At 42.8% G+C, this 15,704-nt stretch carries 18 protein-coding genes; 4 read left to right on the top strand and 14 right to left on the bottom strand.

Annotated elements, in window-relative coordinates:
- Positions 1-36 precede the first annotated feature (36 nt).
- From psbV to V7L29_RS22265, 5 genes are all read right to left on the bottom strand, one after another.
- Entirely contained in the window at positions 37-528 is a 492-nt protein-coding gene (psbV, locus tag V7L29_RS22245) for a photosystem II cytochrome c-550 (RefSeq protein WP_334736823.1), read from the bottom strand.
- A gap of 132 nt (positions 529-660) precedes the next feature.
- The gene (locus V7L29_RS22250) at positions 661-876 is read right to left on the bottom strand and encodes a hypothetical protein (RefSeq protein ID WP_334690665.1); all 216 of its coding nucleotides are present in this window, start codon (positions 874-876) and stop codon (positions 661-663) included.
- Positions 877-1,117: 241 nt separating this feature from the next.
- Positions 1,118-1,633 carry a GNAT family N-acetyltransferase gene (locus tag V7L29_RS22255; protein WP_334736824.1) on the bottom strand — a complete coding sequence of 172 codons (516 nt, stop codon included), beginning with the start codon at positions 1,631-1,633 and terminating at the stop codon, positions 1,118-1,120.
- A gap of 33 nt (positions 1,634-1,666) precedes the next feature.
- The gene (locus tag V7L29_RS22260; RefSeq protein WP_334690667.1) at positions 1,667-2,503 is read right to left on the bottom strand and encodes a carbohydrate ABC transporter permease; all 837 of its coding nucleotides are present in this window, start codon (positions 2,501-2,503) and stop codon (positions 1,667-1,669) included.
- Entirely contained in the window at positions 2,500-3,459 is a 960-nt protein-coding gene (locus tag V7L29_RS22265) for a carbohydrate ABC transporter permease (RefSeq protein ID WP_442944234.1), read from the bottom strand. Before V7L29_RS22265 ends, V7L29_RS22260 begins: the two co-directional genes overlap by 4 nt.
- A gap of 146 nt (positions 3,460-3,605) precedes the next feature.
- On the opposite strand from V7L29_RS22265, the gene V7L29_RS22270 reads away from it, so the two are divergent.
- Positions 3,606-4,250 carry a PEP-CTERM sorting domain-containing protein gene (locus V7L29_RS22270; protein ID WP_334690668.1) on the top strand — a complete coding sequence of 215 codons (645 nt, stop codon included), beginning with the start codon at positions 3,606-3,608 and terminating at the stop codon, positions 4,248-4,250.
- A 146-nt stretch (positions 4,251-4,396) separates the two neighbouring features.
- On the opposite strand, the gene V7L29_RS22275 is transcribed toward V7L29_RS22270, so the two are convergent.
- The 3 genes from V7L29_RS22275 to V7L29_RS22285 form a co-directional block, all read right to left on the bottom strand.
- Positions 4,397-5,287 carry a proline iminopeptidase-family hydrolase gene (locus tag V7L29_RS22275; protein WP_334736825.1) on the bottom strand — a complete coding sequence of 297 codons (891 nt, stop codon included), beginning with the start codon at positions 5,285-5,287 and terminating at the stop codon, positions 4,397-4,399.
- A gap of 140 nt (positions 5,288-5,427) precedes the next feature.
- Positions 5,428-5,646 carry a hypothetical protein gene (locus tag V7L29_RS22280; protein WP_334736826.1) on the bottom strand — a complete coding sequence of 73 codons (219 nt, stop codon included), beginning with the start codon at positions 5,644-5,646 and terminating at the stop codon, positions 5,428-5,430.
- A gap of 574 nt (positions 5,647-6,220) precedes the next feature.
- On the bottom strand, positions 6,221-6,358 hold the full coding sequence (locus V7L29_RS22285) for a hypothetical protein (RefSeq protein WP_334736827.1): 138 nt from the start codon (positions 6,356-6,358) through the stop codon (positions 6,221-6,223).
- A gap of 45 nt (positions 6,359-6,403) precedes the next feature.
- On the opposite strand from V7L29_RS22285, the gene V7L29_RS22290 reads away from it, so the two are divergent.
- Positions 6,404-6,634, top strand: coding sequence for a type II toxin-antitoxin system Phd/YefM family antitoxin (locus tag V7L29_RS22290; RefSeq protein ID WP_334736828.1), 231 nt, complete (start codon positions 6,404-6,406; stop codon positions 6,632-6,634).
- Positions 6,631-7,023: a type II toxin-antitoxin system VapC family toxin gene (locus V7L29_RS22295; protein ID WP_334736829.1), complete on the top strand. Its 393-nt coding sequence runs from the start codon at positions 6,631-6,633 to the stop codon at positions 7,021-7,023. Before V7L29_RS22290 ends, V7L29_RS22295 begins: the two co-directional genes overlap by 4 nt.
- Positions 7,024-7,039: 16 nt before the next feature.
- Here the strand turns inward: V7L29_RS22295 and V7L29_RS22300 are convergent, their stop codons facing one another.
- Positions 7,040-8,260, bottom strand: a complete 1,221-nt coding sequence (locus tag V7L29_RS22300; protein WP_334736869.1) for an ABC transporter substrate-binding protein — start codon at positions 8,258-8,260, stop codon at positions 7,040-7,042.
- Between the two features lie 229 nt (positions 8,261-8,489).
- Between V7L29_RS22300 and V7L29_RS22305 the strand changes: the two genes are divergently transcribed.
- Positions 8,490-9,926, top strand: coding sequence for an MFS transporter (locus tag V7L29_RS22305; protein WP_334736830.1), 1,437 nt, complete (start codon positions 8,490-8,492; stop codon positions 9,924-9,926).
- Positions 9,927-10,012: 86 nt separating this feature from the next.
- Here the strand turns inward: V7L29_RS22305 and accD are convergent, their stop codons facing one another.
- The 5 genes from accD to V7L29_RS22330 all read right to left on the bottom strand — a co-directional run bounded on the left by accD (position 10,013) and on the right by V7L29_RS22330 (position 15,639).
- Complete coding sequence (gene accD, locus V7L29_RS22310) at positions 10,013-10,963, bottom strand: acetyl-CoA carboxylase, carboxyltransferase subunit beta (RefSeq protein WP_334690327.1); 951 nt, start codon at positions 10,961-10,963, stop codon at positions 10,013-10,015.
- A 533-nt stretch (positions 10,964-11,496) separates the two neighbouring features.
- Positions 11,497-12,387, bottom strand: coding sequence for a prepilin peptidase (locus tag V7L29_RS22315; RefSeq protein WP_334690328.1), 891 nt, complete (start codon positions 12,385-12,387; stop codon positions 11,497-11,499).
- 89 nt (positions 12,388-12,476) lie between these two features.
- Positions 12,477-12,737 carry a hypothetical protein gene (locus V7L29_RS22320; protein WP_334690329.1) on the bottom strand — a complete coding sequence of 87 codons (261 nt, stop codon included), beginning with the start codon at positions 12,735-12,737 and terminating at the stop codon, positions 12,477-12,479.
- Between the two features lie 90 nt (positions 12,738-12,827).
- Positions 12,828-13,916, bottom strand: a complete 1,089-nt coding sequence (gene leuB / locus V7L29_RS22325; RefSeq protein ID WP_334736831.1) for a 3-isopropylmalate dehydrogenase — start codon at positions 13,914-13,916, stop codon at positions 12,828-12,830.
- Between the two features lie 448 nt (positions 13,917-14,364).
- A complete protein-coding gene (locus tag V7L29_RS22330; protein WP_334690331.1) occupies positions 14,365-15,639 on the bottom strand; it encodes an APC family permease in 1,275 nt (424 codons plus the stop codon).
- Positions 15,640-15,704: the final 65 nt, after the last annotated feature.

Consider the following 15,704-nt stretch of genomic DNA (forward strand, 5'->3'; position numbering starts at 1 on the left):
TACCCAGTACCCGATATCTAGTACTAATTCCGGGATTTAGTAATAGATTTTTCCGCCTCCCCACTTAGTGCCAACGATTTTGGGTTGTAAGAGAATATGACCAGCGATCGCTTCCAAGTTATCATCCGTCAGATTTCGCATTTTTGTGAAAATATCTGCACTTTTGATACTAGGGTGTATTTCGGAAATCTCTTCTTCCCCGTCGTAAGTAGTGGGATTTTTCAGGTAATCCACCAAGCCTTCAACGTTGTTACGGTTGGGTGTTGCCAGTGCCAGGTCCTCTGGAGTGAGTCCCACGTTCTGGTTTGTCTTGGTAACTCCCCCAGCATGACATTGGGCACAAGCGTAATTAAATAAGCGTTTGCCTTCTTTTACCTGTTTAAGGCTGAGTACGGTGGTCTCACCCTCAGTATTTAATGGCACTGTCCGGGTACCTTTGTCCAGTTCCACTGCTGTCGCGCTACCGACAATCAACTGAAACGAGAGTAAAACAGTAACCATAACAACGCCAATTAGTCTTCTAAACATGTTTCCCCTTAAAGATTTTGACGCTCAACACAGCTAAGAAAGCGATTCTCAATCTCCAAGCTGCTAATTGCTAATGACTCATTATTTTTTGTCATTAGCTATCAGTGATTAGCCAAAGCCCGAGATAACCCTTCAGGTGACCTCGTGATCACCCACCAAGTCGCTAGTACCTTTTGGGCATGTTTCAGACGATATTTGGGAAATAATTGCCTTTGCATCTTCTAACGCCAAACGGGTCTTTTGGTGTTTATAGGCGATTCCCAGTTGGTTGCACAGAGAAAACACTTTTTCTACAGGAATACTGTAGTCGGCTGCTATCTCTGCGATCGATAGGTCTGCAAAACCCATAATGCTTGTTTACTGATATATAGAGATTGAGTCGCTCTAATACCAATATCACGTTAAGAGTGCAATTTGTTGTCTAAAATACGGTTGCACCTGAGGCGGGGATCTAGGAGGTTTTACTGCGACGTTGGCGATGTGAAAGCAGTGTAACAGTTTCGCCGCCAGTAACTGTCCCACATCAGATGTAAGCCAAGGGTTATTAACCTACCCAACCTCTCAATTTTGGGTTAATTCATCTATCATCTTAAACTTTTGTGTCCGTCCACCCATAGGCAACTTCATTGAGTTGAGTACTTCCTCTTTCGATTTGCTTCTCATAAACCTTTTGACCCCCTAAAGCTTCATAAAATCTGCACGCCGAGCTATCTGCCAACACCCAAACTAGTACTGAGTGGATGTCTGCCTGAGCAAGTCTCTCTACTACAGTCATAAACAAGCGTCGTCCAATCCCCAGCCGCTGGTGAGTCTTTAGAATATAGATGGCGTTGATTTCACCTTTATAAATAGAGTTCCCTGAACGCTCCAGACCTCCGTTGGCAAAGCCATAAATTTCCCCTGATGTGTCTAAAGCAACGTATGTAAACTGCCCACTGTCTTTTGCACTGCTGAGGATTTCTTCCCAGCCACGCTCACGTTTTTCATAGGACAGTTGAGCTAAATATTCCTCTGGCACAATCCCATGATATGTTGTTCGCCAAGTGTCTACATGAACTCGTGCAATCATGGGTATATCTTTTAAGCTGGCTTCTCTCAAAAACATAGAATAGATTTTTCAGTATTTTAAATTACTTACCTAACCTTTTCCTCCGGTAAAGGTGACGCTTTGAATAAAGTAACGATTAAAAAAGGCGTAAATGCCTAAAGCTGGCAGGGTAAAGATCATAGAAGCCGCCATAATGTAGTTCCAATAGCTGATGTATTGACCTTTGAAGGTGTTCAGCCCCAAAGGGAGAGTAAACATTTCTGGGTCAAATAGGATAACTATAGGCAGTAAAAAATTATTCCAACTTCCCATGAACACAAAAACTGCCTGTGCTGCTAGTGCTGGTTTTGCCAAAGGTAAAACAATATGTCGAAAAATTCCAAAGGTATTTAAGCCATCCAGTTGTGCTGCTTCTTCTAATTCTTTAGGAAAATTAACGAAAAACTGTCGCATCATAAAGATGAAGGTAGCATTGACCATGCTGGGCACAATCATGCCTTGGTAAGAATTTAGCCAGCCGAGCGCTTTTAAAATCAAAAATGTCGGAATTAAGGTGATTTGCGTCGGTACTGCCAGGACAGCCAAAATTAGGAAGAACCAAAAGCGCTTGCCTATAAAGCGCAGTCTCGCTAAGGCATAACCAGCCATTGAATTTAACAACAAGTTTAAAAGAGTGACGCTGATGGCAATCACCACACTGTTGAACAACCAGCGCCAAAACAGTGGTTCTTGTAGAAAGATTTGCTTGTAGTTATCAAGAGTAAAATTCTTGGGGAGAAAATTGGGTTCACCGCTGACAATCTCTGTTAGCGGTTTAAATGATGCTGAAAATGCCCAAAGAAAGGGAATTAGGGTGACGATCGCATAGAGTGTCAGCAAGACGTATAACAAGACTTTCAGCCAGGATAAGCCAGAGATGTTAGTCAAATCCGTTCGCCTCCAAAAAGTCGTCGCTGAATCAAAGTGATGGCAATGATTACTGCTGTCAATAAAAATGCGATCGCAGCTGCATATCCCATTTGTAAATTCCGAAACACAGCTTGGTAAATTAGCAGCACCACAGTTAAGGTAGCGTTGTTTGGCCCGCCAGTACCGCCAGAAAAGATGTAAGACTGGTCAAAAAGTTGAAAAGTCCCAATCACCCCCACTGCTACCACAAAGAAGGTTACAGGCTTCAGCAAGGGAAGAGTAATGTAAATAAATTGCTGCCACCCATTTGCGCCATCGAGTTCCGCCGCCTCATAAAGTGTTTGGGGTATATCTTGCAACGCCGCCAGATAAATCACCATGAAAAACGGCGCGGTTGACCAAATGTTCATGATCATAATACCTTTGAGTGCAACTGCTGGATCACCCAACCAGTTATAAGTAGGTAGCCCCACAAAAGCCAGAAAATCGTTTAGTAGCCCATCAGTGTTATAAATCCACATGAAGATGAGCGTCAGCACTGCTGAAGAGGTAACTGTGGGCAAAAAGTAGAGGATGCGCCACCAGTTTTTACCGCGAATCCCAGAATTCAGAGTTACCGCCAGAATTAAAGCCAGGATAGTTTGAGTTGGCACAACAATCGCTACATATTCTGCTGTGTTTCTCAAAGCAATCCAAACCCGTTCATCTTCAGCTAATCGCGTGAAGTTCCGAAAACCGATGAACTCGTACTCAATACCGCCAAGCAGTTGCACTTTTTGCAAGGAAAGAAAAACGGCGTAGAGAATGGGTAACACCACAAAAGTCCCCAACACTAGAATGGTGGGCATCATGAACAGATACCCAGCCAAGTCTTCTGTAATGTTCCACCTGGGGTTACTCCGCCGCCTGCTGATTTCAAACACTACTGAACCTCCACCTAATCTCGCCCTAACCCGGCTGTAGCGATGGGTCATGCATGATTATTTATCGTACTCCTGACTCCTGAATTCTGTTCGATAAAAAATTGCCAATTTTATCAAAGGATTATTCATTGTAACTGCTCGTTATGTATTGTAAGGTTTGTGTGAAAATCGATTTTTTTTGAAAATGGAGATTTTAAATGATATTTAATTCACTCAAAATGTGGATTGTTCCACTAGTTATGACCTCAGTTAGTCTTTGCTCAAATCTAGACAGAGCAACAGCACAGACTATTTATCCATTTATTGGCAATTATCGGACAACAGTGAATATTACGCCTATTTCAGGCAACGTTTCCCAGGTATTTGAGGTTGGTTTGAGTGATGATGCCCCCGATGATTTAGGATTATACAAAGGTTTGACATACTCCGTGATTGATGACAAGGGAAATCTCACTTTTAACAATAATCCAGAAGTATTTGGTGTCCAAGGTTTTCCATTAGGCTACATCGTGTTTGGCGGCGGTGCTAACAAGTTATTTGGAACTAGTGATGCTACTGCTTCAGTGAATTTTAAAACCCTTACAGCCAAAGGCTCTGGTATCGTGAATATCACTGACGGTGAGGGCATATTCAAAAACGCTACAAGTACACTATTGTTCTCCGAAAAGGACATAGTTAATTTGGGATCAACTATTACCTTGAATGGTCTGGCTTTAGTTAGTGGTTCTATCAAAGTTCCTCAAGAAGTTCCAGAACCAACAACCATCATGGGGACAGTAATAGTATTTGGTGGATTTGCTGTTGGTTCATTTGCAAAGCGAAAAAGAACTGCTAGAAAATAACATTAGTGGCAAACATTAAAGTATTCATAAACGCTTTAATTCTTATTATGGATGCTTTAATGTTTACAATATCGGAACTTCGAGAATTCAAGAATAAATGAAGACTTAGGTTCAAGGAATATGAGACTCAACTTACAATCTCACCTTTACAGGGCTGCTTCGACACGATTCAAAAATTCGCTCAAGACTTGCAAGAATCGTTCCGTCTCTTCGAGATGAGGCATATGTGAACTGTTTTCAAACAGTACCCACTCAGAGCCAGAAATACCCTGGTGAACTGTTTTAACACAAGTAGGTGTAACCTCATCGTAGCGACCTGAAAGCAGCAGTGTAGGCACAACAATTTCACCGAGGCGGTCTTGAATATTCCAGTCGATGATTTTGCCTGCACCCCGAAACTCTGTACCAACTTTGCTGTAGGCTCTAGTTAAGCTGCTGGGCCAAGGGTCTACTCGGCAAAGAAAAGAATGATTGAAAGCTTCCATTGCCTGTTTATATTCGGGATCTTGAGTTGTACCGTCAGCTTCATGCTTACGAATGACCTGTTGTACTTCAATTGGCAGCTCATTCATTAGGCTATAAGCTTCACTAACAAATTGTTGAATACTGCAAGGTGTACTAGCTAAAACGAGACTGAGTAATCCAGTCGATTGGCAAAGAGCATGTTCTAAGGCTAAACAACCGCCCCATGATTGCCCAAAAAGATGAATTTGGTCTAAATCCAAAGCACTGCGGACGGCGAAGAGTTCTTCTTTGAACAAATCTATAGAATATAAGCTGGGATCTGTGGGGCGATCGCTATTGCCACATCCTAATTGATCGTAAAAAATAACTCGCCTGCCAGTTGCAGCGATGCCTGCGGCGGGCGAAGCCAACGCTTCTAATGGTTCTAAGTAGTCATGGGGTACTCCTGGGCCTCCGTGAAGACACAGCAGCGGTAGCTTTTTAGAATCTTCTTGGTCTGGTTTAACGATGCGATACCATACCTGATGACCACGGAATGAGATAAAGTCTTCAATGGCAGAAGTTACAGTCATGGAGTTAGTGTTTTACTGCTCAAACAAATATACTCAATTACGTGATCGCTTGAACCTCATTGAGTTTATAAATTGGGATGCCTAGCGATGCCTACAGCGGTAAGCTACACACTACTAGGCATCTTGATGATTACGTCATCCTACTTTTGTGGCTGATTTGGGGGAAGCTGACAAGTCCCCTTTTGGAACTGGTACTCAATTCCTAGTCCTCTCAGGTAAAAGGTCACAGGGTTACAGCCGGATAGCACGGCAGCAAAGATAGGAGCGATCACTACAAGGGCAAGGAACAAGTAAGCATACTTCCCAGGAGGCAAGTTTCCCTTGGGAAGTAGGGATGAGTTTTTATTTTTAACGAACATGATTTTATGATGAGAGTGATGTTTAATTGAAATTCGGCCTGGAGAGATTCCGGGCTTTTTTCTGTGAATAGAAACTGCAAAAGCAAAAGCCCCAGACATAGACAGCCTGGGGCATCTGCATTGAATGCGCTGTTATTGCTATTGCTTACAGATTTGATAGAATGTTGCACCTTTTTTCACCTCTTTGGGTTTAATCTAAGAGGCTTGCCTTGAAGAGAGCGTTTGCAACAATTCCGGTAGCTAAAAGCTAAATTTTATACTGCTTTATTTGACCGGGTATTCGTGCATACAACTCAAATCACAGATTGCAACAGCAATTTGTGACAAGCTTTGAATATCTGTATAAAAAATACAATTATCCTGAGCTTCTTCAAGGCTAGCCCTGAAGTTTGGTTGAATGAACGAACACCTAAGCAGCTACGTTGGTTCCTTTCCCTTTTTCCGTCCCTCCTAACCTTTTGAACCTTTACGGCACTTACGGTACTAATTGACATGCACTGAATTAATTGCTGCGGGCGTTCGGAACGGACGCAATGGACGGGGGAAAGTAACCAACAACAAGATTAGCAAATTTTCAACGTTTGAAGCAATTGGCACAAGTAAATTTTTCTGCAATCTCTTGCACTTGGGATTTTCCAATACCTGGCACTGGTTCCAAGAGCGATCGCAGTAGGTCTTGGTCATAGCCAGTAAATATTGAGTAATAGTTCATGCTATGTCCGATTAGAATATGACTATAGTCATGACTATGGTTATTATGAAATCAATTTCCAAAAGTAAACTCAAATCCCAACTTCTTGAGTTCTTGCGACTTGTAGAGTCAGAAGGAGAAGAAATTGTAGTTACCGATCGCGGTAAGCCAGTAGTGAAAATTTCCAAATACGCACAAGCATCTTCAACAGAGGAGTTATTTGGGGAGATGCGCGGTAAAGTGAAGTACTTTGAGGATTTAACTACACTAACCACTGAGGAATGGGCGCAATTGTGAAGATAGTCCTTGACACTTATGCCCTAATCTGGTGGAGTTTAGATCCAGCCAGACTTTCTGAACAAGCCAAAGAAGCGTGCAACTACATGGAAAGGGATAAAAATGGTCTTGTCCCGTCCATAGCTATATGGGAAATTGCGATAAAAATCAAAAATAAAAAACTAGATTTAGGAGTCAATCTTAACGAGTATGTAGTAACGCTAAAAAAGTCTAGTACCGTTCAGATTGTACCGATTGATGAAAATATTTGGATGGAAAGTGTCAATTTAGAATGGGGTCATCGAGATCCAGTAGATCGAGTTGTCGTCGCACTAGCCAGAAGTAATCAAGCTGCAATAATTACAGCCGATAAAGAGATCGCAAATTTCTACTCAGAAGTGATTTGGTGAAGGTAAGAAAAATTGCTTACTCCATCGCCTTAATCTGCTGATTCGCATCATTCTGTGCCTTCAGCATCGCCTGCTTTAATGGTTGTTGTCCCAATAAGGCGCTGACAAACTGGTTATCAAAGTTATTGATGATCGCAGCTGGATACTGACCTACTTGCCACGGTGTAGCATAATTAACTCCTGCGACTAATGGCGATCGCAATGGGTCTTGGTCATAGCCCAAATTCTTTGCCACTGATTTACGTGTTGGCAAAGCAAACCCTGTTCCTGTCCACTTTTGCATCCCTTCTTTACCCGTGAGATAGGAAATCAACTCCCAGGCTTCAGCTTTGTGCTGTGCTTGCTTGTTCATCACGTAGGCAACAGTCAACAGCATTGTGCCTTTTTTATTATTAATCGTAGGCACTTGAGCGGTAGCAAACTCTAGTTGGGGAAAGGTTTGAGTTAAGTAAGGAATTGCCCAGTTACCTTCAATCACCATTGCCACCTTGGCTTGACCAAACATTTCACTACCTGAGTTTGTACCAACATCAGATTTTTGAGCAGAGGAGCGGTCTTTTTGATACTGATCTATCACTAACTCTAAACCCTGTAAACTTGCCTCACTGGCAAAGGTAGCATAACTATTTTGATCGACGAGTTGTCCACTAAAGGCTTTAATTTTATAAACCTGACGTGCTAAGTCGGGGTTTTCTCCAAAACCGTATCTGTTAAGTTTACCTGTCAACTGCTTAGAGTAAGTGCGTAGTTCATCCCAAGTAGCTGGCGGATTACTCAAGCCTACGGCGTCAAAGGCTTTTTTGTTATAAAACAGGGCAAGGGTGGAATAGTCTTTAGGAAGACCATAAATATGGTTCTGGTATTTGAAGCTGTCAAGTAGGCTATTCTCGAAGTCCGTTAGGTCAAATTCGGGGGTAATGTAAGCTTCTAGCGGTTCCAGAACATTTTGACTCATCAAAAAAGGAGCTTCCACTGACTCCAGATAAAAGACATCAGGCGCTGCTTCCCCAACCAAACGAGTTTTGATTACATCCATGTATTGGTCAGAAATCGCCTCATATTTGACCTTAATATTTGGATGCTGTGCCTCAAAGTCTAGCAGTACCTGTTTCAAAAGTTGTTGCTCAACAAGATTACCTCCCCAACCACTGAGTTTAATGCTGACTGGGGTAGACACTGAGAGTTTGCTTGGTAATTCTAGGGTGTGACAAGCAATAATGGCGATCGCGATCGCCATTACCAGTCCCAAAAAATTAAATAATCTTTTACTAATCACGGACAGATAATAGTCTCTCTTTTCTCACTTATACCTTGTGTTATCAAGGACTGATAGTTTACTTGTTTGAAATTTCGGTTGAAAATTGCAAGCTAAAATAACGGAAACTTATCAGGAATGCGAATCAAAGCATACTGAGTTCCTCTGCAACTGGATTTCTTCCAGGATACTTCACGCATAAACATAGATTATGGACTCTGTTCAGATTGAAACAACTGCGTCACTGACTCTGGAATTTTCCCAGATTGCCTTACCACCCACAACACTTTCTTCAAACTCTCGAATTCCCAAAGAAAGTATTCGCACTAGTTTAAAAGCTTCCACTGCCGATTCTGTGTTAGCAGCGGTTTACTCCCTTGGAACTGGCGGGATTTTACTCAGCAATTTCTTGGTGGAATTGGGTGCTAGTCCAGTGGTATTTGGGATGCTGTCCTCTATACCGATGTTGGTCAATCTCATTCAGCCGTTAGGTGCTTACTTGTCAGAACGCAGCACCAGCCGCTTTCAATATTCTCTTCGGACACACGGAATTGGTCGGCTGCTATGGCTAGTTGTAGTAATTGGTATTGCAAGCCTCAGCTGGGGAGTGTTTAATACTCACCAGTTAGTGATATTGACACTCTTGATTGTTCTATTGAGCAATCTTTTGGGAGGATTAGGAAGTCCATCATGGCTAAGTTGGGTGGCAATGATAGTTCCTCGCCAATTACGAGGCAGGTATTTTGGAACACGCAATAGTGCCGCTAGTCTAACTAATTTGGTTTGTGTACCAATGGCCGGTCTAGTTGTATCACATTGGTATGGGGGATCTCTACAAGGTTATGGAGTAGTTCTACTGGTAGGCATTGTGTTTGGGATTGTGGGATTGGGATGTCAATATTTTCAGGTGGATATGAATCCGCAATCGCAAAACACTTGTTCTGGCAAGTTACCTCAAACAAGTGAAATTCAGACAGAGGTTGCAAAAAGTGAAATAACTACTGTACCTGAATCAAATTGTCAACCATATATACCTAGTCCACAAAACCAATTAGATCACAGCATCTGGAAAAACTCTAACTTTTTGAGATTTCTGTTGTATTTCAGCTTCTGGACACTTGCTGTTAACCTCAGCAGTCCTTTTTTTAACCTCTATATGCTGGATACGCTGGATTTGGATGTGAGCTACGTGACTATCTACAATAGCCTTCAGGCAGGGGCGACTTTGCTGATGCTCATTGTGTGGGGAAAATTAGCAGACAAGATAGGTAATCGTCCCATCCTCATCTGTGTTGGGATTTTGGTTGGAGTGACACCACTCTTGTGGCTAGGGACTAGTGTTAATAGCCTTGACATCTGGTTGTGGTTGCCACTGTTACACATCTTGACTGGAGGTACTTGGGCGGCGATTGACTTGTGCAGCAACAATATACAATTGGGCATTGCACCAGCTAAAAATCAGTCTATCTATTTTGCGATCGCAGCTGCCGTTGCTGGAGCGAGTGGTGCTTTAGGCACAACTATAGGCAGCTTTCTCATCCAATTTGCTCAGTTTGGAGGCTTACTAGGGTTGTTCGCCCTGTCTAGTCTATTCCGACTAGCAGCGCTTGTTCCACTCATGTTTCTCCAAGAGCCAGGCAGAGGATGAGGGAGATGAGGGGGATGAGGAGGATAAGGTAGTATTTTCTCCTTTGTCTTCCCCTGCTCAAGAACTGCTCCCCCTGCTCCTCTGCTCTATTCTGCGGCAGTAGAAGTTAAGGACATTGTTTCCCACAACACCATATGAGGTGTTGTTAGTACAGGCTGGTGTAGGGCAATCAGCTGGGCTAGGGTGTTCTTTAATTGGGTACGGGGTACGATATCATCAACAAAACCGTGCTGGAGCAAATCTTCAGCAGTCTGAAAATCATCGGGCAGTTTTTCCCGCAGGGTTTGCTCAATCACTCGCCGACCGGCAAAACCAATAGTTGCCTTGGGTTCTGCCAAAATGAGATCGCCCAACATTGCAAAACTTGCGGTAACACCGCCTGTTGTGGGATTGGTCAAAACGGGAATATATAATAGTCGGGCGTCTTTATGGCGCTGTAGGGCTGCGGAGATTTTCGCCATCTGCATCAGGGAGAGCATTCCTTCTTGCATCCTGGCACCACCGGAGGTGCAGACGATAACTACAGGATACCGCCGTTGAGTGGCTTGCTCAATCATGCGGGTGAGTCTTTCTCCCACCACCGAACCCATGCTACCACCCATAAAACGGAAATCCATAACCCCAAGGGCAATGGGCAAACTATTGATTTGACCTAAACCCGTTTTCACCGCGTCTATTAAGCCAATTTTTTCCTGTATTTCCCGGAGGCGATCGCTGTAGGGTTTGCGATCGCGAAATTCCAGCGGATCGGTTGGACGCAAATGCTCGTCCAGCGGTTTCCAGGTATTGTGATCTATCAATTGACGAATGCGCTCATCGCTGTCTACCCGATTGTGATGACCACATTCGACACAAACCATCTGATTGGCTTTCAGGTCTTTTGTATATGTCAACACGCCACATTTAGAACATTTATGCCACAGACCATCAGCAATTTCACGCTCTTGGCGTTCGAGGCTGGTAGATCCTGATTTTCGTCGATTTGCAAACCAATCAAATAGAGACTTTAAACCACGTGATTCTTCGTTGTTAGCCATTTTTTATTTTATTTTAAGTGGGTATGAGGTCGAAAACATGTCAAGCTATATCGGGTTATCCTTAACCTTTTGTCATTTGTCTTTACTAATGACTGATGATTACATCGTCAAACTACGCTTTTAAGCAATTCAGACCTGAATTTTCATCTTTGGTTGCCAGCTTAACGAAAATACTTATGCCAATACAAGTCTCTTGCTCTTTTTTCAGCAGACTTAATTATATGGACGTACTGACACCATGAAAATACTAACCTCCAAATAAGATGCTCTCTTCCTCTTACCCAAATCAATTATTCGTATTGCTAGGTCATGAGCAATCAGCATCTGTTGCACTAGTTGTGCTTGCCAATGGTTAATCGTCATTAAGAGGGTAATACAAGTCACAAGCTGAATATTATCAAAATATGAAGGGCAGATGGGGTAATGCTGGTTACAGTCACGAGTTATAAATATTTATTATGAAAGCGCATGGGGCATTGGGAAGAGGTACAGGGGCATACTTTGACTGCCTCTTCCCCAATCTCCACTCCAATTCAAGACGCTGGAAAAAATAACCGCAGGTAGTTAGACAAAATGGCTTCGCCGCTAAACAGAGTAATCACAGATCCTAAAGCCAGAAAAGGGCCAAAAGGCATCTTTTGTCCTAACCTTTGTCGGGATATCTCTTGACTGGCTGCTTCTTTACGAGACGCTCCGCGTAGCTTGCTTCTCCGTAGGAGTATGCGTCTACGTATAATAACACCGCTACCAATTAATGCTCCCAGCGCACAAGCAATAAAACTAGCCAAGAGCAAATATTTCCAACCTAACCAGGCTCCCATCATGGCTGCTAACTTGGCGTCACCCGCACCCATTGCAGCTTTACTAAAGGCAATTGAACCCAATATGGCGATCGCATCAAACAGCCATAAACCCAATACTGCACCAACTATCGCCATCATCAGGTGATTTACCAATGCTACAAAGCTAGCTTCTGGTAAAAAACCAACCACCATTTGAAACAAAATCCCCACGATCAAACCTGACTGAGTAAGTGGATTGGGTAGGGTCATTGTATCTAGGTCGATAAGCGATAGCGCCAATAACCAACTACAAAAAGCCCAATAGCCTATTGTTAAAGTCGAAACCTGAAATACCAAAAAAACCAGTAAAAAAATTATGCCCGTTACCCCTTCTACCACAGGATAACGGACAGAAATTTTGCTTTTGCAATATCGACACCGCCCTCTTAAGGAAATCCAGCCAAATACTGGTACATTGTCGTAAGCTTTTAGCTGGTTTAAGCATTTAGGACAACGAGAAGGCGGCCAGAGAATTGACAACCCCGCAGGTAGCCGATAAACAATAACATTGAGAAAACTGCCAATAGATGCACCTAAAGCAAAGACCATTACACTCGCCGGAACGGCGAACCAAATGTCCATATAGTCATTTGTCCTTTGTCATTTACCCTTTGTCAATAACTAATGACCATTGTACAGACGCGATTAATCGCGTCTCTACTGACCAATGACTAATACATGTGCGATTCAATTTGACTCAAGGGTACAAAACATTCTTGAGGTAAGAGAACTGGTTGGTTAGTAAAAATAACCTTACCTCGATGAGTTATGCGATTAATTGCTACACCGGAAGGTTGCCCAGCTATTTCGGGATGTACTTCACAGTGAGTATAGTAAATCTGTCCAGCAGCTCTGATTACGGCGGGATCAATCAAAGGCGGCTGGTTCTTTGGGGCGGTAAAATTTGCTTGACCTTGTCGTAATGCGTACACTATCGACTGTTATTTGATTGCTAGATTTCTCTCTAGTCTACCCGAAACTTCTAGCAAAGGTTGCCAAATTGCCCAAGTTGCATTATTAAATTATTTTCTTTCAATCGCTTTAATCAGTGCATCGCCCATAGCACGGCAACCTAAAAGATTTTTTCCTGGAGAGATTATATCCCCTGTGCGATCGCCTTGTTCTAAAACTTGCAATACAGCTTGTTCGATGTGATCTGCTGCTTTTGGCTGGTCTAAACCGTAGCGTAACATCATTGCCACACTCAAAACCTGCGCTAGAGGATTTGCCTTATCAAGTCCGGCGATATCTGGGGCGGAACCGTGGACTGGTTCAAACACACCAGGGCCAGAAGCACCCAAACTAGCTGAGGGTAACATCCCAATACTACCCGTGAGCATGGCAGCAGCATCAGAGAGAATATCACCAAACAAATTGCCTGTGACGATGGTATCGAACTGTTTGGGAGCGCGTACTAACTGCATAGCAGCATTATCTACATATAGATGAGAGAGTTGGATGTCTGGATATTCCTGAGAAAGTTGAGTAATGCGATCGCGCCACAGCTGAGATACTTCTAATACATTCGCCTTATCCACCGAACAAAGTTTTCCACCGCGTTTTTTTGCTGCTTCAAAGGCTACCCGCCCAATGCGTTCAATTTCCGATTCCGTGTAAACCATTGTATTTACACCGCGTTTCTCACCAGTTTCTGTGGCAAAAATCCCTTTAGGTTTACCGAAGTAAATTCCGCCAGTAAGTTCACGCACTACCATAATATCGACGCCTTCCACAACTTCGCGTTTCAAAGTTGAAGCATCGATTAGCTGGGGCAAAATTTTCGCTGGGCGCAAATTGGCAAATAATCCCAAACCGGCACGTAATCCTAACAAACCTGCTTCTGGGCGTAAATTGGATGGTAGAGAATCCCACTTATAACCACCAATCGCAGCGAGTAATACAGCATCACTGTTACGGCAAGTATCTAGAGTAGCAGATGGTAGGGGTTCGCCTGTAGCGTCAATTGCTGCACCACCGATCAGGGCTTCTTGATATTCAAACTTCAGATCAAATTGGTTCCCTACGACTTTCAGCACATCTACCGCCACTGCCATAATTTCAGGGCCAATGCCATCGCCGGGGAGTAGAGTAATGCGGTAGTTCTGGGTCATAGCTGATTATTACTAGGTAAATGCTTACAGATTAAATATCATACCTAGCAAAATGTACCTATGGAATTTTTAATTTATTTGGGTGCGGCTCTTTTGAGCTAAACAAAAACGTGCTGCCCTATGCTTCCCGAGGTATTCGCCCCCAATGGTCAAAAAGAGTAAAGGAAAACCAGGAAAAATAAAGGAAGACTCATCAAAATATCTGTTCTTGATTTCACCCAATAGACGACTGCGGTTGCCCATTCTTTCTAGGGATGGGAGGAATTGTCGCCTTGTCGACAAGCGTCATTAGTCAGTGGTCATTAGTCATTAGTATTACTGAACTTTAGGAATTAAATATAACTACTAATCACTAATAACTAATGACTAATGACTTCGATTTCCCCCCGGCTTGAAGCCGGGGGATGAGTTAATTTTGAAATGCGTCCTAGAGTTGAGCAAAGCTTCTTCAAAGGCGTAGCTGTCGGTTGTTTGACAAGTAGTAGATTACTTCGACACCTATGGCTACTCCTACCATGAACACTAAAACCCAGACGGTTTGTGGATCTGTTTGCAAAGCAAACCAAATTAACATTCCTAGTGCTACTAAACATATTCCAGCACCTAGAAGTGAAATCCATTGCTTGCTGTTCGTATAACGATGCATACGAGCGTTAGCTAAATTAACCGCAGCAAATATTAAGAGAAATCCGGCACTACCCATCGTTGAGATTCGACTTATATCAAATAAATTGGCGATTATAAGAGTGATACCACTAGTAATAAATAAGCCAATTGAAGATTGAGCTATACTATTTATTTTGCTGCCAAAGTCAAACCCTCTAGATTTAGCAATCACAGAACTAAAACGAGCTGAACCGTAGAGTGTTGCGTTACTAGCCGAGATAGTTGAGAAAAGAGCAGCAATAGTAATCAAAACAGATCCAAATTGTCCCAGAATTGGTTTGGCAACTTCAGCCAAAGCATAGTCTTTTGCTGCCAAAATCTGTTCAATTGGTTCTGCTCCCAATGTAACCAGTGCTATTAAAACGTAAAGCAAAATAACGAACCCGATTACAGAGTAATAAACTCGTGGCAAAGTATGCTTGGGATTGACAAGATCCTCTGCTGCATTAGCGATTAGCTCAAAGCCTTCATAAGACAAGAAGATTACCATTGCTCCGGCGAAAATTGACTGTAGCGACGACACTGAAGCTGGTTGTAAACGGGAAAAGTCGATATGACTACTTCCCATAGTAATAAACAGTATCAAAATCCCCAGTTTGAAGCTGACAATCCAGATTTGAGATTTACCAACATGATTGGCAGTTAGTAGATTTAATCCAGTTGCCCCTAAAATTGCCAAGCTAATCAGTAAATGCTTCCAAATAGGTTGAGTAGATGTGAACAGGCTAACTCCATAACTACCAAAAGCCTGCAAGTAAAAGGAAAGCATGACTACATAGCTAAACCATAGTAGAAGATTCAGTGTCCCACTAAACAGCCCTGAACCAAAAGCCTGGTTTAAAAAGGTTACTGTCCCACCTCGACATGGATGAGCTACCGAAAGTTTTGCATAAGCATAAGTAGTTATCAAAGCTATTGTGCCAGCGATCGCAAATGCTAGTGGTGCGCCTGCATCAGCTATTTGAATTACAACTCCCAGCGCTGGGAAAAGTCCACCGACAATGCCTCCTACACCCAATGCCCACACAGACCAAAAACCTATTTTTTTGCTTGACACCTGTAACCTCTTTAGGAATAGATAGTCTTATAGTCATTGATTAGCAGGCATATAATCAAGCTGAG

It is taken from the genome of Nostoc sp., assembly GCF_036916575.1.
GTDB lineage: Bacteria > Cyanobacteriota > Cyanobacteriia > Cyanobacteriales > Nostocaceae > Nostoc.

What these genes read in the sequence shown, in the direction of transcription:
- V7L29_RS22255 (WP_334736824.1), bottom strand. Translation starts at nt 1,633, where the DNA reads ATGTTTTTGAGAGAAGCCAGCTTAAAAGATATACCCATGATTGCACGA.
- V7L29_RS22270 (WP_334690668.1), top strand. Translation starts at nt 3,606, where the DNA reads ATGATATTTAATTCACTCAAAATGTGGATTGTTCCACTAGTTATGACC.
- V7L29_RS22315 (WP_334690328.1), bottom strand. Translation starts at nt 12,387, where the DNA reads ATGGACATTTGGTTCGCCGTTCCGGCGAGTGTAATGGTCTTTGCTTTA.
- V7L29_RS22265 (WP_442944234.1), bottom strand. Translation starts at nt 3,459, where the DNA reads ATGACCCATCGCTACAGCCGGGTTAGGGCGAGATTAGGTGGAGGTTCA.
- V7L29_RS22285 (WP_334736827.1), bottom strand. Translation starts at nt 6,358, where the DNA reads ATGAACTATTACTCAATATTTACTGGCTATGACCAAGACCTACTGCGA.
- V7L29_RS22250 (WP_334690665.1), bottom strand. Translation starts at nt 876, where the DNA reads ATGGGTTTTGCAGACCTATCGATCGCAGAGATAGCAGCCGACTACAGT.
- psbV (WP_334736823.1), bottom strand. Translation starts at nt 528, where the DNA reads ATGTTTAGAAGACTAATTGGCGTTGTTATGGTTACTGTTTTACTCTCG.
- V7L29_RS22300 (WP_334736869.1), bottom strand. Translation starts at nt 8,260, where the DNA reads ATGGCGATCGCGATCGCCATTATTGCTTGTCACACCCTAGAATTACCA.
- V7L29_RS22290 (WP_334736828.1), top strand. Translation starts at nt 6,404, where the DNA reads ATGAAATCAATTTCCAAAAGTAAACTCAAATCCCAACTTCTTGAGTTC.
- V7L29_RS22305 (WP_334736830.1), top strand. Translation starts at nt 8,490, where the DNA reads ATGGACTCTGTTCAGATTGAAACAACTGCGTCACTGACTCTGGAATTT.
- V7L29_RS22275 (WP_334736825.1), bottom strand. Translation starts at nt 5,287, where the DNA reads ATGACTGTAACTTCTGCCATTGAAGACTTTATCTCATTCCGTGGTCAT.
- leuB (WP_334736831.1), bottom strand. Translation starts at nt 13,916, where the DNA reads ATGACCCAGAACTACCGCATTACTCTACTCCCCGGCGATGGCATTGGC.
- accD (WP_334690327.1), bottom strand. Translation starts at nt 10,963, where the DNA reads ATGGCTAACAACGAAGAATCACGTGGTTTAAAGTCTCTATTTGATTGG.
- V7L29_RS22280 (WP_334736826.1), bottom strand. Translation starts at nt 5,646, where the DNA reads ATGTTCGTTAAAAATAAAAACTCATCCCTACTTCCCAAGGGAAACTTG.